The sequence below is a fragment of the Amycolatopsis sp. NBC_00348 genome (genome assembly GCF_036114655.1).
Classification (GTDB): domain Bacteria; phylum Actinomycetota; class Actinomycetes; order Mycobacteriales; family Pseudonocardiaceae; genus Amycolatopsis.
The window spans coordinates 9,301,535-9,326,157 of record NZ_CP107994.1 but is presented as its reverse complement, the minus strand read 5'-3'; the positions used below and the strand labels follow the sequence as shown (position 1 = coordinate 9,326,157).

Here is a 24,623-nt window from a genome sequence, read left to right as displayed (position 1 = left end):
GAGGCCTGTCACCGGAAGCCCTGGGGGTCGACCTCCGGCAACAGGCCGTGCCAAGGGTTCGCCGTGAGGCGATCGACCTTGGTGCTATGAAGCGTACTACAGACGGCCGATCATGACGAGTCGGAGGCGCGCTTGCCTCTCGCCTTGTGGTTCTGTACACCCCCAGGGTACGGAAGAGCAAGGCGAGAGGCGAAGCAACTGTAAACCACTGCATACGATAGCTGTCAACATGTGCGTACAGTGGTTTCCCGGCTAGAATTTTCACGGTGGAAACTTAGGGGGCGGGGATGGCACAGGAACGCACCTTCGCGGAACGCCTTGCTGCCCTTATCGAGGCGGCCCGCCTCGACGGCCGGGCGCCGCACAGCTACCGCGAGATCTCGGCGGCCGTCGAGCGCGCCGGCGGGCCGGCGATGTCGCCCGCCTACCTGCAGCAGCTCGCGACCGGCAAGCGCGTGAACCCGAAGATCCACTACGTCGAGGCACTGGCCAGACTGTTCGGCGTGCCCGTCACCTACTTCTTCGACGCCGAAGCCACCGGCCCGGCCCCGACCGGCGAGGCCCAGCTGATGGCGATGCGCGCGCAGGAGCTGTCGCCGCAGGGCCGCCGGCAGGTGATGGACCTGCTGGACCTGGTCGAACGCTACGAGCGGGCCGAACGCGACGGCCGAAATCCGGAGGACGCGCCGCGATGAAGGAACGCGAGCTGCGCCGCCGGTGCCGGAAGCTGCTGAAGGACCTCGACATCGGGCCGCCGCTGGACGTCGAGCAGCTGTGCGCGCGGCTGGGCGAGCAGCGGGGCAAGCCGATCCGGCTGATGCCCTACCCGCTGGAGGTCCCGGGGCCGTTCGGCTGCTGGATCGCGACGTCGGCGGCCGACTACATCTTCTACCAGGCCGAAACGACGAAGCCCCACCAAGATCACATCATCCTGCACGAGCTCGGCCACATGCTCGCCGACCACCACCCGCAGGGCGACGCCGAGCCGGCGGACTTCCTGCGCGGCCCGGCTCCGGATCTTGACCCGGATGCAGTACACCGCGCCCTGCGCCGGACGTCCTACGATGACGCCCACGAGTGGGAAGCCGAGACCGTCGCGACCATCATCCTCGAGTGGGCGTCGGTCCTGAACTACACGATCCCGCGGCGCGCTGCGGACCGGGATCTTCGCCGGATCCAGGGGGCGCTCGGCGATCACCAAGGGTGGTTGTGAGCACACTTTTCAGCCCCGTGAACGTTCTCGCGATGGTGCTGTTCGCCGCGGCTTTGGCGTGGCGGATCTACCAGCTGGTCCGGGCGCCGACCCTGCCCAACTGGTCCGTCACCGCGTGCATCGCCGGGTTCGCCGCCGCGTTCCTCCTCCAGCAACAGGTGATCTCGGACGCCTTCGACGCCGTCTTCGGCCTCGGCGGCGCGCGGGTGGCGAACAACGCGCTGCTCGCCTGCGCCGTCTGCGCGCTGGTCCTGTTCTTCCTCGGCTCGGCGCTGGGGCCGATCCGCCGCTACGGGCGCGTGGTCGTCGAGCTGGTGCCGCTGGCCGCGGCGATCGCGCTGATGATCGTCGCGATGGACCTGACGCCGCCGGAGCTGCGCGGCGCCGCGCTCGGGCCGGCGACGATCCACGACAGCGGCGTCGCGTTGTTCTACCTGGGTGCCGGGCTGTACCTGATCTACGGCCTGATCGCCTGCACGGCGTGGATCGTGCGCTACCTGCGCGTCGCCGACCGGAACCTGCGGATCGGGCTGCGGATGAGCGCGGTCGGCCTCGCGAGCGCGGCCGTCGGCAGCATCTTCCGCGCGCTGTACATCGTGGTGGCGTGGGCGTTCGGGCCGGTCGTCCGGATCCTGCTGCTGCTCGGGGTGCCGTTCGTGATCATCGGCGGCGCGTTGTTCCTGGCCGGCGTCACCTACCCCGGCGTCCGGGCGCGGCTGTCCGCGATGCGGCGGCGACGGCGGCACCGGCACGAGCACCAGGCCCTCGATCCACTGTGGACGGTCCTGGTCGGCGCGTTCCCCAGCATCGTGCTGCGGACGCCGCCGCGCGAGCGGTTCTCGCCGCGCACCGTGCACCGCGTCTACTACCGCCGGGTGATCGAGATCCGCGACGGCCTGGTGCAGCTGTCCCCGTACCTGGACGCGGACTTCGGCGAGGTCGTCGCCACCGACCCGGGCGCCGCGGCGGCCGCGTTGAAGACGGCGTTGCGGCGGCACGCGGCGGGCGAGGAGAGCGACGGCCGCGCCAAGCAGGTGCTGCCCGCGGGAGCCGACGACATCGAATCCGACGTCCGGCCGCTGCTCGCGCTCTCGGCCGCGATGGGCGCGTGACGTGGACACCCTGATCACGGCCGGCCGGGTGCTGCCACGGCCGTCGACGCCGGTTCCGGATGGCGCGATCCTGGTGCGCGACGGCGTCCTCGTGGCGGTGGGTCCGCGAGCGGAGGTGCTGGCGCAGGCCGCGCCCGGCGCTGTCCGGCACGACTTCCCGACCGGCACGGCACTGGCGGGGTTGTTCAACGCCCACGTGCACCTGGCCTTCGACGCCTCACGCGAGATGCTGGCCCACTTCCTGGCGGGCCCCTCTTTGGAGGACGCCCGCGCACGGCTGGCGTCGATGCTGCGCAGCGGCGTGACGACGGTCCGGGACCTGGGCGACCGCGGCCACCTGGGCGCGGCGGTGCGGGCGTCCCTGGAGGGCGCGGCGGCCCCGCGGCTGCTGGTGTCCGGCCCGCCGATCACGGTGCCGGACGGCCACTGCCACTTCTTCGGCGGCGCCACGACGTCCGACGCGTCGATCCGGTCCCTGATCGACGAAAACGCCGCAGCGGGCGCGGACGTCATCAAGGTGATGGCCACCGGCGGCCAGATCACCGAGGGCGGCGCGGACATGTGGGAGCCGCAGTTCGACGCCCGGCAGCTGGCACTGATCGTCACGCACGCGGCTTCACACGGCTTGCCGGTAGCGGCCCACGCCCACGGCGCCGACACGATCGAGGCGGCGGTCGAGGCCGGGGTGTCGACGATCGAGCACTGCAGTTTCATGACGGGCCCCCGCACGTTCGACCGCCGGGATCCGGTGGCGGCCGCGATGGCCACCCGGGGGATTTCGGCGTGTTCGACGAGCAGCCGCAACTGGCGGACGATCGTCGAGAAGCTGGGTCCCGAGGTGGCACAGGCGATGTACGGCCGGTTGCCGTGGCTGGAGGAGCACGGGGTCAGGTTGCTGGCCGGTACGGACGCGGGCTTGCCGGGCTCGGTGTTCGACGACCCGGTCGGCGCGCTGGAGCTGTACGAGTGGCTCGGCTTCGGCCGCCGCCGGATCCTGGAGATAGCGACGGAGGACAGCGCGGCGGGGCTGGGTCTTTCGGCTGTAACGGGGCGGCTTGAGGCCGGGTTGGCGGCGGACGTGCTGGTGGTCGAGGGCGATCCGCTGGCTTCACTCGCAGCGCTGCGGAACCCGCTGCTGGTACTGGCCCGGGGCCGCGCGGCCGCGTAGGTCGGTCGGTCGGTCGGTCGCGAACGGGCCACTCGTGCCCGTTTCGGCACGAACGGTCCACTCGCGCCGGTTCGCCAAGCACGCGAACGGTCCCCTCGCGCCAGTTCACCAAGCGCACGAACGGTCCACTCGCGCCTGTGTTCGCGGCGCGAACGGACCTTTCGTGCCGACTCGCTGGACGCGAACGGACCACTCGCGCCCACTTCGGCACGAACAGACCACTCGCGCCGGTTCGCCAAGCGCACGAACGGGCCACTCGCACCCTCCGCGCACGAACGGACCACTCGCGCTCCACACGACACGAACAGACCGCTCGCATCGCGCGCCGGGCACGAAAGGGCCACTCGCGCCCGTTTCGGCACGAACGGGCCACTTGCGCCGCAGCGCTGAGCGCGCGAACGGACCAACCGCACCCTCTACGTCACGAATGGGCCGTTCGCGCCGCCCCCACCACGAACGGGCCACTCGGCCCAGCCTCAACACCAGCGGGCCACTCGCGCTGTCGCGCTGGGGCACGAACGGACCACTCGCGCCCGTTCCGGCACGAACGGGCCACTCGCGCAGCCCCCAACGTCACCCACCCGGCTGGAACCGCGCCCAGCCCACGCGCCACCACCGCCCCCCACCCCTCCCCTACGGCAAGGTCACCCCCAGCCGCTTCCCCGATCGGGGAACCCCAAGTTCCGTGACACCGTTTTAAAACAGTGTTACCGTAACTCTCGCCACCCCACCACAAAGGAGTCCCGATGCACGGCCCCATCCAGCTCTTCACCGTGATCGCCCTGGTCTCGCTGCCCACCGTGATGTACGGCGGCTACGCGCTGATGGGCGTCATGCGCGACCGGAAGCTCACCGAGCACCAGCGGGCGATGTTCCGCGCCGGGCACGCGCACGCCGGCGTTCTGCTGATCCTCGCCCTGGTCGCGTTGCAGATCCTGAGCCGCACGACCTTCTCCGACACCACCCTGTGGATCGGCAGTTTCCTGTTGCTGTTCGGGATCCTGGCGCAGTCCGGCGGGTTCTTCCTGCACCTCCTCCCGAACCGGGGGAAGCTCGGCGGGCGGGTGACGTCCGTCGGTGCTCTGCTGCTCGGTGCGGCGACGCTGCTCACCGCGTACGGGGTCGCATTCCCCTGACAAAACCGGTCGTTAAGCTGGTCACGTGCCTGAATACCTGCCGACCGCGCCCTACAAGGGGACCCGGGACTTCCTGCCCGCCGAGATGTCCGTGCGCACGCAGGTGTTCGGACATCTCTACGACGTCCTCGAGCGCCGCGGCTTCCTCCGCTACGACGGCCCGATCCTCGAATCCGCCGAGATCTACGAACGCAAGTCCGGCCAGGAGCTCGCCGACAAGCAGCTGTACACGCTCACCGACAAGCACGGGCGGCGGCTGGCGCTGCGCCCGGAGATGACGCCGTCGGTGGCGCGGATGATCGCCGGGAGCGCGAAGTCGCTGTCGTTCCCCGTGCGCTGGTACAGCCACCCGAACTGCCACCGGTACGAGGCGCCGCAGCGGGGCCGGGTGCGGGAGCACTGGCAGATCAACGCGGACATCTTCGGCTCGGACAGCGCCAACTGCGAGATCGAGATCTTCGAGCTGGTGCACGAGATGATGGCCGCGCTGGGCGCGACGCCGGACATGTTCGTGCTGCGCGTCAACGACCGGAACCTGCTGACGTCGGCGCTGACCGACGTCGCCGGCGTCTCCGAGGACCACCTCTCCCAGGTGTTCGCGCTGGTCGACCGCTGGGAGAAGTACCCCCGCGAGAAGCTGGCGGAGGGCGCTGGCGAGATCGGCCTGTCGGACAAGCAGTTCGACAAGCTGGCCGAGACGCTCGACATGGGCGAGGCGCTCCTGGAGGAGCTGCCGGCGGCGGTGCGGGAGCAGTCGAACCTGGTGAAGGTGCTCAACAGCAGCGCGGGGTCGCTGGTCAAGTACGAGCCGATCATCGTGCGCGGGCTGGCGTACTACACGTCGACCGTGTTCGAGGTCTTCGACACCGCGCCGGAGAACCGCCGCGCCCTGTTCGGCGGCGGCCGCTACAGCGACCTCGCGTCGATGTTCACCGCGCAGCAGATCCCGGGCATCGGCTTCGGCATGGGCGACGTCACGCTGATCGACTTCCTCGAGACGCACGGCCTCACCCCGGCCCCGCGCAGCGAGGTCGACGTCATGGTCATCCCGGTCACCGAAGACCTCTCGGACGCCGCCCGCACGGTCGCGCAGTCGCTGCGCCAGGCCGGGCTGCGCACGTCGACGCCGATCGAGCACCGCAAGCTGGGCAAGGAGCTCACCCGCGCGGACAAGGCGGGTGCGGTCGCGGTGGTGATCGTCGGCCAGGAGGACTGGGCGGCCGGCAACGTGACGGTCCGCAGCCTCGCCACGCGCGAGCAGAACCCGGTCGCCATCGCGGACGCGCCGGCGGCCGTCACCGCGCTGCTGGCCTGAAATCGGTTCGACTCCCCCTCGGTGCCCGGGGCATCCTGGGCGCCGAGGGGGAATGCCGGATGCTGGAAACAGAACTGACCGTCGAGGATCTCGACGAGTTCGCGGCCGGTGACGTCCGGCGCTGGGCGGAGTTCGACCTGGCGTTCCGGGGGTCGTGGTGGACCGGACACGACGCACGGCTGAGCCGCCGTCCTTCGCGGGCCGAACTGGCCGAGGCCGCGTGCCACGGGAATGGGCGCCTGCGCGAAGCCGCCGTCGAGCGGCTCGCGGTCCGCACCGATCCCGAAGTACTGCCCCTGTTGCTGATCCGCTGCGTCGACTGGGTGCGGCCGATCCGGGATCTCGCGCGGCCGCTGACACTGTCCAAACTGGACGAACCGGCGTTCCGCGCGATGCTGCCGCTGATCGGCGTGCTGCGACGGCGGCAGGTCGACGACTGGATGACCACACTGTTCCGCCAGGCGCTGACCCCTCGGCTGCTCGACGACGCGCTGGCCCTGGCGGACCGCGAGAGCCGACGCTTCGCACACAGTGAGGCGATCGGGCTTCTCCCGGCCGCGCGACTGCTCGACATCGCCACAACGGACCACGACTTCCGGATCCGATCGCGCTGCGGGGAAGAACTCCTCGACCGCGGTGCGGCCGTCGAGGAACTGCTCGCCGCCGGGACGCCGAAGATCCGGATGCGCGCTCTGACCCTTCTCGGCGAAGACACCGCGGTGGCTCACCTCGCCGACCGGGCGTCGGCCGTGCGCTCGATGGCGCAAGCGCTGGTGCTGAAGGCGGGCGGCGACCCGGCCGCGCACTACCGCGAGCTACCGATCTCCGCGGGCGTGCTCGCCGGGCTCGGCGAGACCGGGACGTCGGAAGACGCCGGACGGCTGGAGCAGAACCTCACCGACGAGCGGCCGCGGTTCCGGGCCTTGGCCGTCCGCGGCCTGCGCCGGGTGGCGCCGGAGTCGACGGCGGTGTCGCCGCTGCTGACCGACCCGTCCCCCGCGGTGACCCGGCAGGTCGTGGAGTTCCTGCGCGGCAAGCCCGCGCTGGTCGACGTGCCCGCGCTCCGGGTCCTGCTGAGCCCGGAGCACCCGGTCCACACGCGACGGGCGGCCGCGGCCCTGCTGCGCGACCGGGACACCTGGCTGCGGCTGCACACCGACCTCGGCCTGCTGCACGACCCGGACCTGGGCGCCGACGCGCACCAGGACCTGCGAGCCTGCCGGCAGCACCTGACGAACGTCTACACGAAACCGTCCGCGGAGGTGCGCGCGGACATCGAAGCGATCTACGCCGACCTCGACCCCGCACTGGCCCGCGAGATCCGCCTCGTACTGGGCTTCAGCACGTAACTCGCGTGATCAGACCCGGAACTCACGTGATCCGGCGTCGATCACGCGAGTTACGGCCTTGATCACGTGAGTCAGGCGAGGTCGGCGCGCAGCAGGCGGAGGGTGAACGTCGCTCCGGCGCCGGGGCGGGCGACGGCGGCGATCGTGCCGCCGTGGCCCGTCACCACCTCGCGGACCAGCGCCAGGCCCAGGCCGAAGCGGCGGCCGTCGCCCTCGGTGCCGCGGGCGAAGCGCTCGAAGATGCGGTCCGAATCCGCCGCCGGGAAGCCGACGCCCGTGTCGCGGACCCGCAGCTCCACGTACCGGTCGTCCGGCTGGCCGAGCCACACCTCGATCGAACCGCCCGGCGGGGTGTGGCCCAGTGCGTTGTCCAGCAACGCCGAGAGCACGCGCCGCAACGCCGTCGGGACGCCCTGGACGACGTACGGCCCGCGCTCGCGCGTCACCGCGATCCGGACCTGGCCCGCCCCCGCGCGCACCGCCTCGGCCGCGACCGCTTCCTCGGCCAGCACGCCCAGCTCCACCGGCACCAGCTCCGGCCGGCCACCGCACGCCTGCGCGGACAGCAGCAGGTCTTCGACGACTTCGCCGAGCTCCCGCGTCCCACGCACCAGCTGCTCCAGCCCGTCGCGGTCCCGCTCCGACGACCGCCGGGCCAGCAGCTGCGCCCGGGTGTGCAGCCGGGTCAGCGGGGCGCGCAGCTCGTGCGAGGCGTCCGAGACGAACGTGCGCTGCCGCCGCAGCGCGTCGGCCAGCGGCCGGATCGCCCGGCACGCCAGCACCCGGCCGCACACCACCGCCGCCAGCAGCGCCAGCAGCTCGGCGATCCCGAGCCCGAACAGCAGCGACGAGCGGTCCTGGATCTGGTACCGCTCCTCGAAGTACGCCTGCGAGACGACGCCGCCGTGGTTCTCCACGCGGATCGTGTACGTCATGCCGCCGAGCGAGCGGCGTTCCGTGTGGACATCACCCGGCGACGGCGTGAGCGCGGCCAGCCCGGCGACCGGCACCCCGGCCGGCGACGGCCCGGCGGGCGCATGTAGCGCGGGCGTGAACAGCCAGACGCAGCCGGGCGGGGTCGCGGTGGGGCCGAGTTCGATCGTGCGGGCCAGCGTCCGGTCGGCGTCGGCGTGCTGGCCCGACAGCAGCATCCCGTAGGCGATCCCGCCCGCGACGGCCACCAGCAGCGACACCACCACGGCGATCTGCGTGGTGATCACCCACCGCGCCCGGCGCAGGGCGCGGGCTTCGGGGTCTCCGGGGTCGCCGCGGGGTCTCACACCGCGCCGATCTGGTAGCCGAGCCCATGCACCGTGCGCACGACGTCCCGGCCGAGCTTGCGCCGCAGGTAGTAGACGTAGGTGTCCACAATGGACTCACCGGTCGAGTCGGCGAACACGCGGGTGCGCAACGCCGCCCGCGGGTGGATCGCCTTCGGCCGCTGGGCCAGCGCCCGCAGCAGCTCGAACTCGCGCCCGGACAACGTGATCCGCTCGCCGCGCGGTAGCACGACCTCGTGGCGCTGCAGGTCGAGCGCGGCGGTGCCGAGCGGGATGCACTCGGCGCCGTCGAGGTCACGGCGGCCCAGCGCGCGCAGCCGGGCCAGCAGCTCCTCGGTCTCGAACGGCTTGACGAGGTAGTCGTCGGCGCCGGCGTCGAGCCCGCCGACGCGGTCGGCGAGCGTGCTCAGCGCCGACAGCATCAGGACGCGCGTGGTCACCGCCCGGGCCCGGAGCCGGGCGAGCAGCTCCAGGCCGTCGAGCACCGGCAACCGGCGGTCGATGATCATCACGTCGTACCGCCCGGTGAGACCGAGGTGCAACCCCCGCTGACCGTCGTACGCCGCGTCCGTCTCGTAGCCTTCGTCCGCGAGCAGCTCGGCGAGCAGGCCCGCGAGTTCGCGGTCATCCTCGACGAGGAGCACTCTCGGTTTCTCCGCCGCATCGTGCACGACCCCATACTGGCAGTTATTTTCTGGTATTGAACCCTCAACTTTTCCCGGTTAGCGGTACCGGTTCCGCCATCAGGACCACTTCGGTGGTCCCTCTGCGGGCATCGCGGCGGTCGAGCCAGCTGAGCACCGGCGCGGTCATGACGGTCGTCACCAGAGCGACCAGCACCAGCACGGTGAACAAAGCGGGCGAAACGATCCCCGCCGCGAGCCCGACGTTGAGCGCGATCAGCTGCATCAGCCCGCGGGCGTTGATCAACGCGCCGACGCGCAGCGCGACCGGCTGCGACTCCCCCACCAGCCGGGCCGCGCCCCAGCAGGCGCCGAACTTGCCGATGATCGCGACCACGACGCAGAGCACCGCGAACAGCAGCAGCTTCGGGTCGGCGAGCAGGGCGAACCGGGTGTTCAGGCCGGAATAGGTGAAGAACAGCGGGAGGAACACGATCCGCCCGATCGGCATGATCTTCGCGAGCACGGCGTCCGCGGCGGGCACCCGCGGGAACACGATGCCGACGCAGAAGGCGCCGAACACCGCGTACAGGCCGATGATGTCGGTGAACCAGGCGGCCGCGAACAACGTCAACGCCGTGATCAGCATCTTCTGGTCGGCGGAGATCCGGTCGCTGCCCATCGCCTTCGCGAGCACCCGGCGCCCGACGAGCACCAGCAGCAGCGCGAACAGCAGCCCGCCGCCGACGGCGAGGGCCACCGGCCCGGCCGAGTCGGCGTGCATGCCGAGCACGACGGCCAGCAGGACCCACGCCAGAACGTCGTCGAGGGCGCCGCAGGCCAGCGCGAGCGAGCCGAACCGCGTCCCGCCGAGCCCGCGTTCGGTGATGATCCGCGCGAGCATCGGGAACGCCGTGATGGCCAGCGCGACGCCGACGAAGGCCGCCGACGTCACCAGCGAAACGCCGTCCTTGCCGATGCCGGCCCAGCTCGACCCGAACACCGCGACCCCGACGCCGAGCGCCAGCGGGACGACCGTGCCGGCCGCCGAAATCGCGCCGACCGACTTCACCGAGCCGCGGATGCTGCGCAGGCTGAACTCGTACCCCGCGCCGAACATGTAGATGACCAGGCCGATCTGGCCGCCGACGTAGAGCAGCGGGCGGACGCCGTCCGGGAACAACCCCGTCTGCACGGCCGGCAGGACCAGCCCGAGCAGCGACGGGCCGAGCAGCACGCCGGCGATCATCTCGCCGACCACCGGCGGCTGGCCCAGCCGCACCGCGACCATGCAGACGCCCCGGCAGACCACGAGGATGACCGCGACGGCGAGGAAGAACGCCGGCGCCGCTTCGGTGGGGGTCATGACTTTCCTCCGGCGAAGTAGGTCGAGCAGAGGGCTTGGCGACGGGCGTCGATGACCATGTACGTGCCGAACACGAGCTGGGCGAGGCTGCGCCAGACGTCTTCCCAGCGGTCGCGCACCGCGAGCCACACCAGCGGCGCGCGCTTGCGGCGGGCGCCGACGGGCGTGAGCAGCGCGGGACCGCGGTTCGGGATCGAGCGCGTGTGCCCGGCGGTCGAGGCGAGGCTGAACCGGCGCAGCACCTCCCGCGCCACGACGCGCATGGTCAGCGGCGCCAGCCCGCGTGCCGGGCAGGCGCGGTTCTGGGCGATGCCGAACGGGACGAAGTTGACGTCCTTCTTGGCCTGGACGGCGTGCGAGCACCAGCGTTCCGGGTCGAACTCCTCCGGGTGCTCGAAGCCGGCGTGGTGGAAGTCGGGGTAGCTGAAGCAGAGCACGGTGCCGGCCGGGATGGTCAGGTTCGCCAGCTCGATGTCGGCCGTCGAGATCCGGTGCGCGATGCCGAAGAGCGGGTACGTCCGCAGGCCTTCGTCGATGACGCGGTCGAAGTAGGCGTCGTCGTCCGGGTTTTCGGCGAGGCGCCGCTGCACGTCCGGGTGCTGCGCGACGATCATCAGCAGGTGCGCCATCGCCTCGGACATCTGCACGACGGCGGTGTTGAAGAACGTGCCCTGCAGGTAGTAGACCTGCTCCTGCGGCGTCAGCGACTCCGGCAGCGGGTGCGGGACGTCGTCGAGGCGCCGCCGCAGGTACTTCGTGAGCCGGGCCCGGCGGCGCATGTTCCGCGGCCGCACGCACTTCAGGGCCGAGACGACGTCGTCGGCGTTCGCCACGATGAGGTCGCGCGCTTCCGGCGGGCAGGGTTCTTCGAAGACCAGCTCGTAGTACAGCTCGGCCCAGATCGGCATCATCTCGTCGCGCAGCCGGATCAGGCCGCCGTCCAGCCGGTCCAGCACGTGCGTCGCGACCCGCCGGGTCAGCTCCTCGGAGTCCTTTTTGGACTTCACCAGGATGTGCCGGGTGCACTTGGCGACCTCGTCGTAGCGCGGCCCCGGTTCGAGGTGCTCCTGGTGCACCTCCGGGCCCGGCGCGAGCCAGTACCAGAACAGGTCCGACAGCGCCGCGCCGCGGCTGCGGCCGTTCGCCGCCGGGTCGGCGTAGACGCGCCGGAAGTCCTCGGCGCCGACCTGCTCGCCCGGGATCGTCACCGTGTCCTCGCCGTTGACCAGCGAGAAGATCTTCACCCGCAGCGCGACGACCCGGCCGGGCAGCCACGCGGGCGCGGTGGCCAGGGCCGCCGCGGCAAGCGCTTTCCCGATCATCGGCGCACCTGGTCCGGAGTGAGATCCGCCGGCTGCCGCCCGCCGCACATCGCGAGCGCCTGGTCGAAGTCCTCCCGCAGCAGTTCCAGCACCTTCGAGACGCCCTCGCGCCCGCCCGCGGCGAGTCCCCACACCACGGGACGGCCGACGCCGACCGCGTCCGCGCCGAGCGCCAGGGCCTTGACGACGTCGGTGCCGCGGCGGATCCCGCCGTCGAGCAGCACCGGCATCGCCCCGCCGACGGCCGCCGCGATCTCGGGGAGGACGTCGATGGTGGCCGGGACGGTGTCGAGCTGACGGCCGCCGTGGTTGGACACGACGATCCCGGCGACGCCGTGGTGCACCGCGAGGCGCGCGTCCTCGGGGTGCAGGACGCCCTTGATCAGCACCGGGAGCTTCGTCTTCGAGCGCAGCCAGGCGATGTGCTCCCAGTTCAGCCCGGCCGACATGACGATGTCGCGGACGTGGCTGGCGTTGCCGCCGCTGCGGTTCTCGCCGATATCGCGCAGGTTCTCGACGGCAAATCCCGACGGCAGGTCGTGGAAGTCGTTGCGGTCGTCGCGCTCGCGGCGGCCGAGCACCGGGGAGTCCACGGTGACGACGAACGCCTTGACGCCGGCGGCTTCGGCGCGCCGCACGATCGCCTCGGTGAACTCGAGGTCCGGTTGCAGGTAGAGCTGGAACCACAGGGCCGGGTCGGGCGCGACCTCCCGCGCCGCCGCGGCGACGTCCTCGATGGCCGTGGTCGAGGCCATGCTGACGATCATGATCGTGCCCGCGAGCGCCGCGGCCCGGGCCGTCGCGAGCTCGCCGTCGGCGTGCGCGAGCCGGTGGAACGCCGTCGGCGCGATCAGGATCGGCATGGACGCCTGGGAGCCGAGCAGCTCGATGCTCAGGTCCCGCTTGTCGCTGCCGCGCAGGACGCGGGGCAGCAGCTTCAGCTTCCGGAACGCGCTTTCGTTCTCGGCGAGGGTGATCTCGTCCTGCGCGCCGCCCGCGTAGTAGTCGTAGTGCGCCGGTTCGAGCCGTTGCCGCGCCACCGCCTCGAACTCCGCGATCGTGCGCATCACAACTCCTTGGTGAAGAACGCGGTCAGCGGTCCGATGTGGACTTCCCGGTCCCACTCGTTCTCGAGGTTCTCGGTCACGTGGTGGGTGGCGACCAGCTCGCCGCGGCGGTAGTGCCGGACGATCGGGTGCAGGTAGTGGCCCTCGCCGTGGTCGTTGGCCTGGTCCTGGCTGGCACGGGCGACGAAGTCGAACGGGTCGATCTTGTCGTGGTCCGGGCCGTAGTCGAGGGTGACGACGAAAGCGTTCTCCGGCGGGTCGTCCAGTACCCGCGCCACCGGCACCTCTTCGAGGTAGCGCGCGGTGTCGCCGTCGATCGTGAGGACGTCGCCGAGGAAGCCGAACTGCTGGTACAGCGCGGAAGTCCGGTTGATCCGGGTGATCACGGCCTCGGTCAGCGCGTCCGGTTTCGCAGGCAGCTCGGTGCTCGGCCACGGCGTCCCGTGGTAGCGCTCGCCGAGGACCTTGGCCAGCGCGCGGACGCCGTAGCGGAAGCCGTGGATGAACGCGCTGGTGGCCTTCTTGAAGTCGCGGACCTGCGTGATCGTGCCGGCGAAGTAGAGGCCGGGCACGTTGACCGACTCCCAGCTGGACGTCTGCGCCGGGAAGCGGTCGTTGATGGTGAGCTGCGGGCGCGTGTCGTCGTCGAAGACGTCGGCGTCGAAGCGGAAGCCGGTGCAGATGATCACGCGGTCGTAGCGGATCTCCTTGACGATCTCGTCGACCCGGGCGAAGGCGTACTTGACGTGGTAGCCGTCGGCGTCCTTGCGGATCTCGCGGACGTCGCCGTCGAGGATCGCGTGCTGCAGCTTGAGCTGGTACATGTCGAGGATGCCCGCGTTGTACGCGCGGAGGTGCCCGACGAAGTGCGTGCGCCAGGCCAGTTTCACCGGCCGCGGGCCGCCGACGTGCACGATCGCGGCCGTCTCGATCAGGTTGTCCGCCGTCTCGAAGGCGGAGTTCCCCTTGCCCAGCACCAGGACCCGCTGGTTCTTGAACTCCTGCGGGTCGACGGAGACGTCGGAGTACTGGTCGGCGAGCTCGATCCCGGGGATGTCCGGGGTGTAGGACTTGCTGACGCCGGTGGCCATGACCAGCCGTCGGGCGCGGAACTCGGCGTCACCGGCGGCGACCACGAAGATTTCGCCGTCACGCCCGATGCGCGTCACGCGCGTGTCGTACCGGACGTTGATCTGGTGCTTCGCCGTGTAATCGGCGAGGTAGCGGAGCAGATCCTCGGCGACCGGGAAGAGCTTCTCACTGTAGTCGGTGAAGAGCACCGGCTTGTCGTCGCCGTCGGCGAGAATCGAGTTCCAGTCCATCCGGAGGTTCAGCTCCGGGTCGGTCCAGCCGGTGTACTTCTTGTTGATCGAGATGAGCGTCCGGTGCCGCGGGTAGGTGCCGAAGAACGTGCCGGGCGCGGACCCGCCCTCCAGCACGAGGTACCGCCGGCCGGCGTGGCCGAGGAACTGCCCCAGCTGCAACCCGGCCGGCCCCGCGCCGACGACCAGATAGTCGAGAACTTCCTCGGACACGAAGACCTCCAGGCTCGGCACCGACCGCATGATCGGGACCGAGCCTGGCCCGGAGATCTCAGAAAACCTTCAGAGGCAACTCCCAGCGTGCCCGGCCTCGTGAGTGGTTAGGGCGGTTCTAACCGCCCTAACCACTCACGACGGGCCGGGGCGTGCGTTACTTGCCGGCTGCGCGGGCCAGGCGTTCCGGGTAGCGCTCTCCCGCGATCGCGTCCGCCGGGGCTGCCGCTTCGATGGCTTCGATGTCCGTCGCCGTCAGATCCAGCGATGCCGCCGCGACGTTCTCCTCCAGGTACTTGCGCCGCTTCGTCCCCGGGATCGGGACGACGTCCTCGCCGTGGGACTGGACCCACGCCAGCGCGAGCTGGCCGGCGGTGACGCCCTTCTCCTCGGCGAGCTTGCGCAGCGCGTCGACGATCGCCATGTTGCGCTCGATGTTGCCGTCGGCGAAGCGCGGCAGGCCGCGGCGCATGTCGCCCTCCGGCAGGTCCTTCACCGACGTCACCGCGCCGGTCAGGAAACCCCGGCCCAGCGGGGAGAACGGGACGACGCCGATGCCCAGCTCGCGGCACGTGTCGAGGATTTCGCCTTCGATGCCGCGCGTCCACAGGGACCACTCGCTCTGCAGCGCGGTCACCGGGTGCACGGCGTGCGCGGCGCGGATCGTCGCGGCGCTCGCCTCCGAGATGCCCGCGTAACGGATCTTGCCCGCCTCCACCAGCGAAGCCAGCGCGCCCCAGGTTTCCTCGATCGGCGTGTCCGGGTCGACGCGGTGCTGGTAGTAGAGGTCGATGTGGTCGACCCCGAGGCGCCGCAGCGACTCGTCGCACGACTGCTTGACGTACTCGGCGTCGCCGCGGGCGCTCATCGCGCCGTCGGTCCAGACGATGCCGAACTTCGTCGCGAGCACGACCTCGTCGCGGCGGCCGGCGATCGCGCGGCCGACGAGCTCTTCGTTGACGCCGCCGCCGTAGACGTTCGCCGTGTCCAGCAGCGTGACGCCGAGGTCGAGGGCCCGGTGGACCGTCGCGATCGACTCGTCTTCGTTGTCGAAGACGCCGTACGCCTGGCTCATGCCCATGCAGCCCAGCCCCTGCGCACCGACTTCCAGTCCGCCGAGCTTCCTCGTCTTCATGCGGAGATTTCCTCCCTGCCGGGTTCGATGCCGAGCACGCGCTGCTCGACCTGGGCGTAGTTGTCGATCTTGTAGTCGAGGACGTCGAGGCAGCCCTGCAGCTCGGCGATCCGCTCGGCGACCGACCGGCGCTGTTCCACCAGGAGCGCCTTGCGGCGGCCCGCGCTGGCGACGCCGTGGCGGCGCAGCGACGCGTACTCGCGCATGCTCTTGATGGGCATCCCGGTCGTGCGGAGCTTGGTCAGGAACCCCAGCCAGCCGAGGTCGTCGTCGGAGTACGCCCGGCGGCCCGCGGTGTCGCGGGCGGGCGGGTCGAGCAGTTTGATGCGCTCGTAGTACCGGAGGGTGTCGATGGACAGCCCGCTACGTCGAGCGGCTTCCGCTATCGAGTAGCTCATGACCTCGACACTACGACCTGGAGTGCACTCCAGGTCAACTCCACGCTCTGGCTATTCATAACAGCGTTCCGATACGCTGCGTGCATGGCTCGACCACGTACGCACGACGAAGCGCTCCGGCTGAAGCTCCTCGACCGCGCCGGTGAGCTGATCGCCGCCGACGGGCCGAAGGCGCTTTCCCTGCGGAAGCTGGCCGCCGACGCCGGGACGTCGACCACCGCCGTGTACTCCCTGTTCGGCAGCAAACCCGATCTGGTGAACGCGCTCTACACGGAGGGGTTCCGCCGGTTCGGCGTCCGGATGGCCGGGACCCCGCTGTCCGGTGACGCCGTCGAGGACCTCGTGACGCTGGGAAGCGCTTACCGCGCGAGCGCGCTGGCCGACCCGAACCTCTACGGGATCATGTTCACCAGGTCCGTCCCCGGGTTCGAGCCCAACGAGGACGCCGAAGAACTCGCCCGCGAGACGCTCAAGCCGCTGGAGCTCATCATCCGCCAGGCCATCGCCGACGGCGTCTTCGTCGACGTCCCGCCGGAGACGGTCGCGGTCGCCTGCTGGGCGTTCGTGCACGGGCTCGTCTCGCTGGAGCTGACCGGCAACCTGCCGGAGGAGTTCGACGTCACGAGCACGTACGAGACCGCCCTGCGCGCGAACGCCTCCGGCTGGCTGGCTCACACCAGCGGCAGCGTCCCGTCGTAGACGACCGCGCCGTGCGCGTCGAACGCCCGGACGTGCACCTTCGCGTCGGCCTTCCCGGCGTAACCGCGCGGCACCCAGCCGAGCGCCATCCCGTCGGTGACCACCAGGTCGCCGCCGCTACCGGTGCCGAACTCGAACCCGGCCGAGGTCGCTGAAGCGGGCAGCACCACGGCGAGCGGCATGCGGGCGATCCCTGGCGCCGCCCCCGCTTCGGGGCTGCCGAGCGTGTCCACCGGTAGCACCCGGGCCGGGACCTGGCGATTGCCAGCCAGGTCGGGGTAGGCGCGGGCCTGCGTCCCCGGCCGCCAGTAGTCCGGCTCCCGGGTGCAGACGATCACCCGGTCACCCCGGCCCCCCATGACGACCTGGTAGCCGCCTTCCTTCAGCAACGGTCCCGGCCGGTAGGCCGCGGCATCCGGGATCACCACGTCGGCGTCGGTGAGGCACTCGCCCAGGGCCCGGCCCGCGGCGGAGGTGCGGTCGGCCGGTTCCGGGCGGTCGGTCACCGCGAGCAGGGGCGCCGGCGCGTCCGGCAGCGCATTCGCCCGCCGGTCCCCGACGGCCACTTCCGACTTCGCCGGCAGCGCCCCGGTAAACGCCACGAACTGACGGCTGACCGGGGAAAAGCGGAGCCGCCACGAACTCACCGAACCACCGCCCGTCTTCACGATGAAGTCCGCCCGCGGCAAGGCCGGATCGACGACGCCGGCCGCCAGCCCGGTCGCGCTGCGCAGCAGCAGCCCGGTCCGCGTGCCGGGCGCGTACGCGGGTGTGGCTCCCGGATCCGACAGTGTCACGGTCGTCCCGGTCGTCTCGCAGAACAGCGGCTTGCCGGCGGCGGTCGCCGCGACCACCGCGTCGCCCTCCTGTTCCGCGGTGAACAGCGGGACCCACTCCGCGCGCGGCGGCACCCGATCGGTCTTGCCTGCCGCTCGGACCGCAGCCCAGCAGCGGTCCAGCGACGCGGTCGCCAGCTCGGCGTCGAGCGTCAGGCCACCACCGCCGGTGACCGCCGGCGCGGTGTCGGCAGGCGGCCGCACCTGCCGCGTCACGACCACGGCACCGGCGGCCAGAACAAGCACCGCGGCCGCCGCGGCGTACCAGACGTGCGTCTTCCGGTGTGGCTTCGCGATGCCCTCGTGGACGCTCGTCCGCAGCCGGTCGCGGACGTCGTCCGGCAGCGCACGCCGCGCCGGGAGATCTTCGATGCTCATTTCTCCTCCAGCAGGGCACGCAGCCGGGCGCGGGCCCGGGACAAGTGGGAGCGGACGGTGCCCTCGGCGACGGTCAGCAACGCGGCCGCGTCCCCGGTGCTCAGGTCGCCGAGCAGGCAGAGTTCGACGACTTCGCGCTGCGCCCTCGGCAGCGTCCGGACGGCCTCGACGATCCGCCGCAGCCGCTGCTCGCCGTCGAGCTGCTCGGCGACGGCGTCGGCGTGGTCGGACACCACCGGCGGGTCCGGGATCCGCCGGAGCAATCGCAACCGCCGTTTCGCGCCGCGGTATTCGTCGCGGGCGGCGTTGCCCGCGACCGTGTAGAGCCACGGCAACGCGCTGTCGCGCACCAGGGTGACGTCGGCGCGGCGGCGCCACGCGGTCAGGAACGTCGTGGACGTCAGGTCTTCGGCGCCGGACCACGACCCGGTCAGCCGGTACGCGTGGTTCCAGACGGCCTCGGCGTGCCGCTCGAACAGCTCGCCGAACGCGCCTTCGTCACCGCCGGCCGCCCGGTCCCACAGTTCGCGGTCACCGGCCTGGTCCACCGGTACCCCCAGATGGCTGCTCACACCTCGTCTGTGGCCGGCACCGCCGCGGGTGTTGCGCCGAACCGCGCGTCGCCGAGGTCGATGTCCGCGTGCTCGCCGCCGTCGAAGAGGACTTCGGCGTCGAAAGCCGTGTGGGAGAACTGGAACCGGCCGCCCGAGCGCGTCCGGGTGAAGCGGACCTCACGGGCGAAGTGCGCCCAGGAGAAGAAGGCGCCCTCCGCGAAGACCGACTGGTCGAAGTTCGCCGTCGAGGTGAACTCCGTGCCGTAGAACCCGGCCTGGCGCGTGAAGGTCGTGCCGCGGATGTGGACCGCGCCGAAGAACGTCGCGCGGCTGAAGTCCGCGGCCGCGACCGTGCAGCCGCTCAGCCGGAAGTCGACGAGCACAGCCCGCTGCAGGTCGATCGCCAGCCCCGGCCAGTAACCCGGTTCGTCGTGACCCAGGTGCGTCTTGAGCAGTTCCTGGGCGGCCAGCCGGACCTGCAGCTCGGCGTCGTCGTACCCGGGCGTCTCGCTGAGTTCCGCGGCGGACCGGCCACGCAGTCCGTCGGGCGGGCCGGCGAACGGCATCCGCAGGTAGGCGCACAGCACGTTGACGATCGTCTGACGCTGCTTCGGGTTGTCCTGGCCGAGCCGCTCCAGCGCGTACAGCCCGCCGAGCCGGACCGGCGCCTTGTCGTTGCCGAGCTGCTCCACGGCCTTCGTGTACAGCTCGGTGACGCGCCGCTCTTCGAGGTCCCGCTCGGTCACGCCCGCGACGCGGGTCGTCTCGGCCAGCTGCAGCTCCATCGTGCGCTGGCGGCGCGTCGCCAGCCACAGCGCGAACACCCCGCCGGCCCCCGCGCCGACGCCGAACGCCGTCTTGACCGCGTCGATCCGCACCGGCGCGTCGGGCCGTCCGGACCAGGCCAGGAACAGCCAGAGCAACGCGCCGGTGACGACCGCGACGGCGACCGCGACCACCGCGATCCACCGCCACCGCAGGACCGGCAAGGCTAGACGGCGCCGTACTGGCGGTCGCCGGCGTCGCCGAGGCCCGGGACGATGAAGCCCGAGTCGTTGAGGCGCTCGTCGATGCTGGCCGTGACCACCCGGACCGGCAGGCCGGTCCGCTCCAGGTGGGCGATGCCCTCGGGCGCGGCCAGCGCGCAGATCGCCGTGACGTCGTCGGCGCCGCGGTCGGTCAGCAGCCGGATCGTGTACTCCATCGAGCCGCCGGTGGCGAGCATCGGGTCGAGCACCAGCACCGGCCGGTTCGCGAGCGACTCGGGCAGCGACTCGAGGTACGGCGTCGGCTTCAGCGTCTCCTCGTCGCGCGCGAGGCCGACGAAGCCCATCTGCGCGTCCGGGATCAGCTTGTGCGCCTGGTCGGCCATGCCCAGCCCGGCGCGCAGCACCGGGACGAGCAACGGCGGGCTGGCCAGCTTGTAGCCCTCGGTGCGCGCGACCGGTGTGTGGATCCGCTCGGTCTTGACCGGCACGTCGCGCGTGGCTTCGTAGACCAGCATGACGGTCAGCTCGTGCAGCGCGGCCCGGAACGCGGCGCTGTCGGTGCGCGCGTCGCGCATCGTGGAGAGCCGGGCCTTCGCGAGGGGGTGATCGACGACGTGCACATCCATGCGGGTCAACTTAGCCGGTCGGCGAACCGTTTCACCCAGCCGCGCTGCCAGGGGGTTTCGACGGCGCGTTCGTCGTAGTTCGCGCGCACCCACGCCACGGCGTCTCCGGCCGGGACGCCGGAGAGCGTCGCGAGGCAGGCCATGACCGTCCCGGTCCGGCCCGCACCGCCGTAACACGCGACTTCGACGTTTTCGCCCGCCTTCGCCCGCTCGTGCAACGCGACGATCGACGCCCGCGCGGCCTTCGGGTGCAGTGGCAGCAGGAAGTCCGGCCAGGTGACCCACTCCTGCGGCCAGGTGACGCCGCCGCCGTGCTTGCGCCGCAACCGGCGCGTCCCCAGGTACAGCCCGAAATCCGGGTCCGGCCCACCCGGCGCGGGGCGCGCGAGACCGCGCCCGCGGACCTTGGTGCCGTCCGGGAATTCGACCGTTGGTGCTCCCATCGGCCCATCGTGCCCGTGTCCGCCGGAAGATGGACACGCAGTGTCGCGTTCGCCGCTAGGCTCCCCCGGGTGAGCGAACTGACGCCCGACCAGATGCGGGCCTCCGACGCCGACCGTGAGCGCGTCGCCCAGGTGCTGCACAACGCCCTCTCGGAAGGGCGAATCACGGTGAACGAACTCGAAGAGCGGCTCACCACGGTCTACGCGGCGAAGACGCTGGGGGAACTGAAGCCGGTGACGGCGGACCTCCCGTTGACCGGCGCGGCGATGGAGCAGGCGACGACGCGCGCGCTGGGCTTCCCAGACCAGCGGATCGGCGGCCACCCGGGCTCCCCGGTGTCGATCGGCGTCATGTCCGGCGCGATCCGCAAGGGCAGCTGGGTCCTGCCCCCGCAGCACAACAGCTTCGCCTTCTGGGGCGGCGCGGAGATCGACCTCCGCCAAGCGCGGTTCGCCGAAAAGCACTGCACGATCACGGCGGTCGCCATCATGGGCGGCATCCAGATCACGGTCCCGGACGACATCAACGTGGACGTCACGGGCATCGGCTTCATGGGCGGCTTCATCCTGGAGGACAAGTCGGGAGCACCCCCGGCCCCGCCGACAGCGCCGACGGTGAAGATCAACGGCCTCGGCTTCTGGGGCGGCGTGGTCGTCTACCGGAAACCGGCGCAGCGCAGCGAACCACCACAGATCGAAGGCGCCTGACCTCGACGATGTGACGCGTTATGCACCCAGCGTCACACCCAACGGGGGCTCGCGTTGTCGGACCCGCCGCCTAGACTCAGGCCCATGACAGCCACGACCAGCACGTCAGCGGCGCCGGCCACCCCGGCACCGCTGACGGACGCGACTCGCGACGAAGCGAGCCTGCGCCGCTTCCTGCTCGGGCTGCCCGGTGTCGACCAGGTCGGCGTCGAGCAGCGCGCGGCGGGCCTCGGCACGCGCAGCATCAAGAAGGACGCCAAGCGGTGGGCCATCGACACCGCCATCTCCATGGTCGACCTGACCACGCTGGAGGGCGCCGACACCCGCGGCAAGGTCCGGGCGCTCGCCGCGAAGGCGGTCCGCCCCGATCCCGAACGCCAGGACACCCCGCGCGTCGCCGCCGTCTGCGTGTACCCGGACATGGTCGAGACGGCCGTCGAGGCGCTGAAGGGCAGCGGTGTGCACGTCGCGAGCGTCGCGACCGGCTTCCCCGCGGGCCGCACCAGCCGCGAGATCAAGCTGGCCGACACGAAGATCGCCGTCGACGCGGGTGCGCACGAGGTCGACATGGTGATCGACCGCGGCGCCTTCCTCGAAGGCCGCTACATGGACGTCTTCGAGGAGATCCAGGCCATCAAGGCCGCCTGCGGCGACGCCCACCTGAAGGTCATCCTCGAAACCGGCGAGCTGGCGACCTACGACAACGTGCGGCGCGCGTCGTGGCTGGCGCTGCTGGCCGGCGGCGACTTCATCAAGACGTCCACCGGCAAGGTCTCCCCCGCCGCGACGCTGCCGGTCACGCACCTCATGCTGCAGGCGGTCCACGACTGGCACGTGACCACCGGCGAGCTGCGCGGCGTCAAGCCCGCGGGCGGCATCCGGACCACGAAGGACGCCATCAAGTACCTGGTCGCGGTGCACGAGGTCGCCGGCGAGCAGTGGCTGACCCCGGACCTGTTCCGCTTCGGCGCGTCCAGCCTGCTCAACGACCTGCTGCTGCAGCGCCGCACCCAGGTGGACGGCCACTACAGCGGCCCCGACTACGTGACGGTGGACTGATGCCCGTTTTCGAGTACGCACCGGCCCCCGAATCCCGGGCCATCGCGAACCTCAAGGACCACTACAAGCCGTTCATCAACGGCGAATTCGTCGACGGCTCGGGTGAGCCGCTCAAGACGATCAACCCGGCCACCGAAGAGGTCCTGGCCGAGGTCGGTACCGCGTCGAAGTCCGATGTGGACACCGCGGTCAAGGCCGCACGCAAGGCGTACAACAACGTCTGGTCGAAGATGCCGGGCACCGAGCGCGCGAAGTACCTCTTCCGCATCGCGCGGCTGATCCAGGAGCGCTCGCGCGAGCTGGCGGTGCTGGAGAGCCTGGACAACGGCAAGCCGATCAAGGAGTCGCGCGACTCCGACGTCCCGACCGCGGCGGCGCACTTCTTCTACCACGCGGGCTGGGCCGACAAGCTGGAGTACGCCGGTTACGGGCCGAACCCGCAGCCGCTCGGCGTCGCCGGGCAGATCATCCCGTGGAACTTCCCATTGCTGATGCTGGCCTGGAAGATCGCGCCCGCGCTGGCCACCGGCAACACCGTGGTGCTGAAGCCGGCGGAGACAACGCCGTTGACCGCGTTGGTGTTCGCCGAGATCTGCCAGCAGGCCGAGCTGCCGCCGGGCGTGGTGAACATCCTGCCGGGCGCGGGCGACATCGGCGCGTCCATTGTGGAGCATCCGGACATCGACAAGATCGCGTTCACCGGCTCGACCGAGGTCGGCAAGGCGATCCAGCGCGAAGTCGCGGGCACGGCGAAGAAGCTGACGCTGGAGCTGGGCGGCAAGGCGGCGAACATCGTCTTCGACGACGCGCCGCTGGACCAGGCGATCGAGGGCATCGTCAACGGCATCTTCTTCAACCAGGGCCACGTCTGCTGCGCGGGTTCGCGGCTGCTGGTGCAGGAGTCCATCGCCGAAGAGGTGCTGGAGAAGCTCCGCTACCGCGTCTCGACGCTGCGCCTGGGCGACCCGCTGGACAAGAACACCGACATCGGCGCGATCAACTCGGCCGAGCAGCTGGCGAAGATCCGCGGGCTCGTCGAAGCGGGTGACGCCGAGGGCGCGCAGCGCTGGACCAGCCCGTGCCCGGTGCCGGACCGCGGGTTCTTCTTCGCTCCCACGGTGTTCGCGAACGTCCACCAGTCGATGCGCATCGCGCGCGAGGAGATCTTCGGCCCGGTGCTGTCGGTGCTGACGTTCCGCACGCCGGACGAGGCCGTCGCGAAGGCGAACAACACGCCGTACGGGCTTTCGGCCGGGATCTGGACCGAGAAGGGCTCGCGCATCCTGTGGATGGCGAACCAGCTGCGGGCCGGCGTCGTCTGGGCCAACACCTTCAACCGCTTCGACCCCGCCGCGCCGTTCGGCGGCTACCAGGAATCCGGTTTCGGGCGCGAAGGCGGCCGCACCGGGCTGGAGGCGTACCTGAATGTCTGACCGAATCTCCGTAGCGAAGACGTACAAGCTGTACGTGGGCGGCAAGTTCCCGCGTTCGGAGTCCGGCCGGGTCTACCCGGTGACGGACGCGAAGGGCAAGTTCCTGGCGAACGCGGCCCACGCGTCCCGCAAGGACGTCCGCGACGCGGTGGTAGCGGCCCGCAAGGCCTTCCCGGGCTGGTCCGCGGCGACGGCGTACAACCGCGGCCAGGTCCTGTACCGGGTGGCCGAGGTCCTGGAGGGCCGCCGCGACCAGTTCATCACCGAAGTGTCCACTTCGGAGGGTCTGGCCCCGAAGAAGGCTGAGTCCACAGTGGACGCCGCGATCGACCGCTGGGTCTGGTACGCGGGCTGGACGGACAAGATAGCCACGGTCCTCGGCGCGGCCAACCCGGTGGCGGGCCCGTACTTCTCGTTCACCGTCCCGGAACCGACGGGCGTGGTGGGCATCCTGGCGCCGCAGCAGTCATCGTTGCTGGGCTTGGTCAGCGTCCTGGCCCCGGTCCTGGCCACGGGTTCGACGGCGGTGGTGGTCTCGAGCGCGGAGCGTCCCCTGCCGGCGATCACGTTGTCGGAGGTCCTGGCGACATCGGACGTCCCGGGCGGAGTGGCGAACATCCTGACGGGCCAGGCGTCCGAGCTGGGCTCCTGGCTGGCCTCCCACGGCGACGTCAACGCCCTGGACCCCACAGGAGCCGCGGCCGCGGACCGCCCGGGCCTGGCGCGAGAGGCGGCGAACACGGTGAAGCGGGTGCTGACGGTCCCGGAATCGGAGCCGGACTGGACGGTCGCGCCTGACCTCTCGCGGCTGCGCCGCTACCTGGAGGCCAAGACGGTCTGGCACCCACTGGGCGTCTGAGTTTTCGCAGGTGAAGCCAC

The 24,623-nt window shown here is 71.1% G+C and carries 25 protein-coding genes; 12 read left to right on the top strand and 13 right to left on the bottom strand.

The features are described 5' to 3' along the window. Nucleotides 1-287: 287 nt before the first annotated feature. From OHS58_RS42005 to OHS58_RS41975, 7 genes are all read left to right on the top strand, one after another. Nucleotides 288-695, top strand: coding sequence for a helix-turn-helix domain-containing protein (locus OHS58_RS42005; protein ID WP_326946174.1), 408 nt, complete (start codon nt 288-290; stop codon nt 693-695). Beyond that, nucleotides 692-1,213, top strand: a complete 522-nt coding sequence (locus OHS58_RS42000; RefSeq protein ID WP_247060810.1) for a hypothetical protein — start codon at nt 692-694, stop codon at nt 1,211-1,213. The genes OHS58_RS42005 and OHS58_RS42000 overlap by 4 nt, the downstream gene beginning before the upstream one ends. Beyond that, a complete protein-coding gene (locus OHS58_RS41995) occupies nt 1,210-2,325 on the top strand; it encodes an MAB_1171c family putative transporter (RefSeq protein ID WP_326946173.1) in 1,116 nt (371 codons plus the stop codon). Before OHS58_RS42000 ends, OHS58_RS41995 begins: the two co-directional genes overlap by 4 nt. Nucleotide 2,326: 1 nt before the next feature. Then, nucleotides 2,327-3,493: an amidohydrolase family protein gene (locus tag OHS58_RS41990; protein WP_328645990.1), complete on the top strand. Its 1,167-nt coding sequence runs from the start codon at nt 2,327-2,329 to the stop codon at nt 3,491-3,493. 746 nt (nt 3,494-4,239) lie between these two features. Continuing rightward, nucleotides 4,240-4,629 carry a hypothetical protein gene (locus OHS58_RS41985; RefSeq protein WP_326946170.1) on the top strand — a complete coding sequence of 130 codons (390 nt, stop codon included), beginning with the start codon at nt 4,240-4,242 and terminating at the stop codon, nt 4,627-4,629. Nucleotides 4,630-4,654: 25 nt separating this feature from the next. After that, complete coding sequence (hisS, locus tag OHS58_RS41980) at nt 4,655-5,944, top strand: histidine--tRNA ligase (protein ID WP_328645989.1); 1,290 nt, start codon at nt 4,655-4,657, stop codon at nt 5,942-5,944. 59 nt (nt 5,945-6,003) lie between these two features. After that, nucleotides 6,004-7,293 carry a hypothetical protein gene (locus OHS58_RS41975; RefSeq protein ID WP_328645988.1) on the top strand — a complete coding sequence of 430 codons (1,290 nt, stop codon included), beginning with the start codon at nt 6,004-6,006 and terminating at the stop codon, nt 7,291-7,293. A 71-nt stretch (nt 7,294-7,364) separates the two neighbouring features. Here OHS58_RS41975 and OHS58_RS41970 read toward each other — a convergent pair whose 3' ends face one another. The 8 genes from OHS58_RS41970 to OHS58_RS41935 all read right to left on the bottom strand — a co-directional run bounded on the left by OHS58_RS41970 (nt 7,365) and on the right by OHS58_RS41935 (nt 16,019). After that, nucleotides 7,365-8,303 (bottom strand): sensor histidine kinase, encoded by a 939-nt coding sequence (locus OHS58_RS41970; protein WP_328645987.1) that lies wholly within the window; start codon nt 8,301-8,303, stop codon nt 7,365-7,367. 266 nt (nt 8,304-8,569) lie between these two features. Continuing rightward, a complete protein-coding gene (locus tag OHS58_RS41965; protein WP_326946167.1) occupies nt 8,570-9,217 on the bottom strand; it encodes a response regulator transcription factor in 648 nt (215 codons plus the stop codon). A gap of 64 nt (nt 9,218-9,281) precedes the next feature. Then, entirely contained in the window at nt 9,282-10,562 is a 1,281-nt protein-coding gene (locus tag OHS58_RS41960; RefSeq protein WP_328645986.1) for a cation:proton antiporter, read from the bottom strand. After that, nucleotides 10,559-11,884, bottom strand: a complete 1,326-nt coding sequence (locus tag OHS58_RS41955) for a cytochrome P450 (protein ID WP_328645985.1) — start codon at nt 11,882-11,884, stop codon at nt 10,559-10,561. The genes OHS58_RS41960 and OHS58_RS41955 overlap by 4 nt, the downstream gene beginning before the upstream one ends. After that, the gene (locus tag OHS58_RS41950) at nt 11,881-12,951 is read right to left on the bottom strand and encodes an alpha-hydroxy acid oxidase (RefSeq protein WP_326946164.1); all 1,071 of its coding nucleotides are present in this window, start codon (nt 12,949-12,951) and stop codon (nt 11,881-11,883) included. The genes OHS58_RS41955 and OHS58_RS41950 overlap by 4 nt, the downstream gene beginning before the upstream one ends. Next, nucleotides 12,951-14,507, bottom strand: coding sequence for an NAD(P)-binding domain-containing protein (locus OHS58_RS41945; RefSeq protein ID WP_442875498.1), 1,557 nt, complete (start codon nt 14,505-14,507; stop codon nt 12,951-12,953). The genes OHS58_RS41950 and OHS58_RS41945 overlap by 1 nt, the downstream gene beginning before the upstream one ends. A gap of 136 nt (nt 14,508-14,643) precedes the next feature. Further along, nucleotides 14,644-15,621 carry an aldo/keto reductase gene (locus tag OHS58_RS41940; RefSeq protein WP_328645984.1) on the bottom strand — a complete coding sequence of 326 codons (978 nt, stop codon included), beginning with the start codon at nt 15,619-15,621 and terminating at the stop codon, nt 14,644-14,646. Further along, entirely contained in the window at nt 15,618-16,019 is a 402-nt protein-coding gene (locus OHS58_RS41935) for a MerR family transcriptional regulator (protein WP_326955967.1), read from the bottom strand. Before OHS58_RS41935 ends, OHS58_RS41940 begins: the two co-directional genes overlap by 4 nt. Before the next feature lie 84 nt (nt 16,020-16,103). Between OHS58_RS41935 and OHS58_RS41930 the strand changes: the two genes are divergently transcribed. Next, on the top strand, nt 16,104-16,718 hold the full coding sequence (locus OHS58_RS41930; RefSeq protein ID WP_328645983.1) for a TetR/AcrR family transcriptional regulator: 615 nt from the start codon (nt 16,104-16,106) through the stop codon (nt 16,716-16,718). Here the strand turns inward: OHS58_RS41930 and OHS58_RS41925 are convergent. The 5 genes from OHS58_RS41925 to OHS58_RS41905 are packed head-to-tail and all read right to left on the bottom strand — an operon-like array spanning nt 16,691 to nt 20,544. Next, complete coding sequence (locus tag OHS58_RS41925) at nt 16,691-17,932, bottom strand: hypothetical protein (RefSeq protein ID WP_328645982.1); 1,242 nt, start codon at nt 17,930-17,932, stop codon at nt 16,691-16,693. The genes OHS58_RS41930 and OHS58_RS41925 overlap by 28 nt on opposite strands. Next, a complete protein-coding gene (locus OHS58_RS41920) occupies nt 17,929-18,504 on the bottom strand; it encodes an RNA polymerase sigma factor (protein WP_328645981.1) in 576 nt (191 codons plus the stop codon). Before OHS58_RS41920 ends, OHS58_RS41925 begins: the two co-directional genes overlap by 4 nt. Continuing rightward, nucleotides 18,501-19,475 carry a pentapeptide repeat-containing protein gene (locus OHS58_RS41915; RefSeq protein WP_328645980.1) on the bottom strand — a complete coding sequence of 325 codons (975 nt, stop codon included), beginning with the start codon at nt 19,473-19,475 and terminating at the stop codon, nt 18,501-18,503. Before OHS58_RS41915 ends, OHS58_RS41920 begins: the two co-directional genes overlap by 4 nt. Nucleotides 19,476-19,477: 2 nt before the next feature. After that, nucleotides 19,478-20,101, bottom strand: coding sequence for a uracil phosphoribosyltransferase (upp, locus tag OHS58_RS41910; protein WP_328645979.1), 624 nt, complete (start codon nt 20,099-20,101; stop codon nt 19,478-19,480). 5 nt (nt 20,102-20,106) lie between these two features. Beyond that, a complete protein-coding gene (locus OHS58_RS41905; protein ID WP_326946155.1) occupies nt 20,107-20,544 on the bottom strand; it encodes a protein-tyrosine phosphatase family protein in 438 nt (145 codons plus the stop codon). Between the two features lie 93 nt (nt 20,545-20,637). Between OHS58_RS41905 and OHS58_RS41900 the strand changes: the two genes are divergently transcribed. From OHS58_RS41900 to OHS58_RS41885, 4 genes are all read left to right on the top strand, one after another. Continuing rightward, the gene (locus OHS58_RS41900; RefSeq protein WP_328649942.1) at nt 20,638-21,252 is read left to right on the top strand and encodes a DUF1707 SHOCT-like domain-containing protein; all 615 of its coding nucleotides are present in this window, start codon (nt 20,638-20,640) and stop codon (nt 21,250-21,252) included. 84 nt (nt 21,253-21,336) lie between these two features. Beyond that, nucleotides 21,337-22,311 carry a deoxyribose-phosphate aldolase gene (gene deoC, locus OHS58_RS41895; protein ID WP_326946154.1) on the top strand — a complete coding sequence of 325 codons (975 nt, stop codon included), beginning with the start codon at nt 21,337-21,339 and terminating at the stop codon, nt 22,309-22,311. Further along, nucleotides 22,311-23,744: an aldehyde dehydrogenase family protein gene (locus OHS58_RS41890; RefSeq protein WP_328645978.1), complete on the top strand. Its 1,434-nt coding sequence runs from the start codon at nt 22,311-22,313 to the stop codon at nt 23,742-23,744. The genes deoC and OHS58_RS41890 overlap by 1 nt, the downstream gene beginning before the upstream one ends. After that, the gene (locus OHS58_RS41885; RefSeq protein ID WP_326955974.1) at nt 23,737-24,603 is read left to right on the top strand and encodes an aldehyde dehydrogenase family protein; all 867 of its coding nucleotides are present in this window, start codon (nt 23,737-23,739) and stop codon (nt 24,601-24,603) included. The genes OHS58_RS41890 and OHS58_RS41885 overlap by 8 nt, the downstream gene beginning before the upstream one ends. Nucleotides 24,604-24,623: the final 20 nt, after the last annotated feature.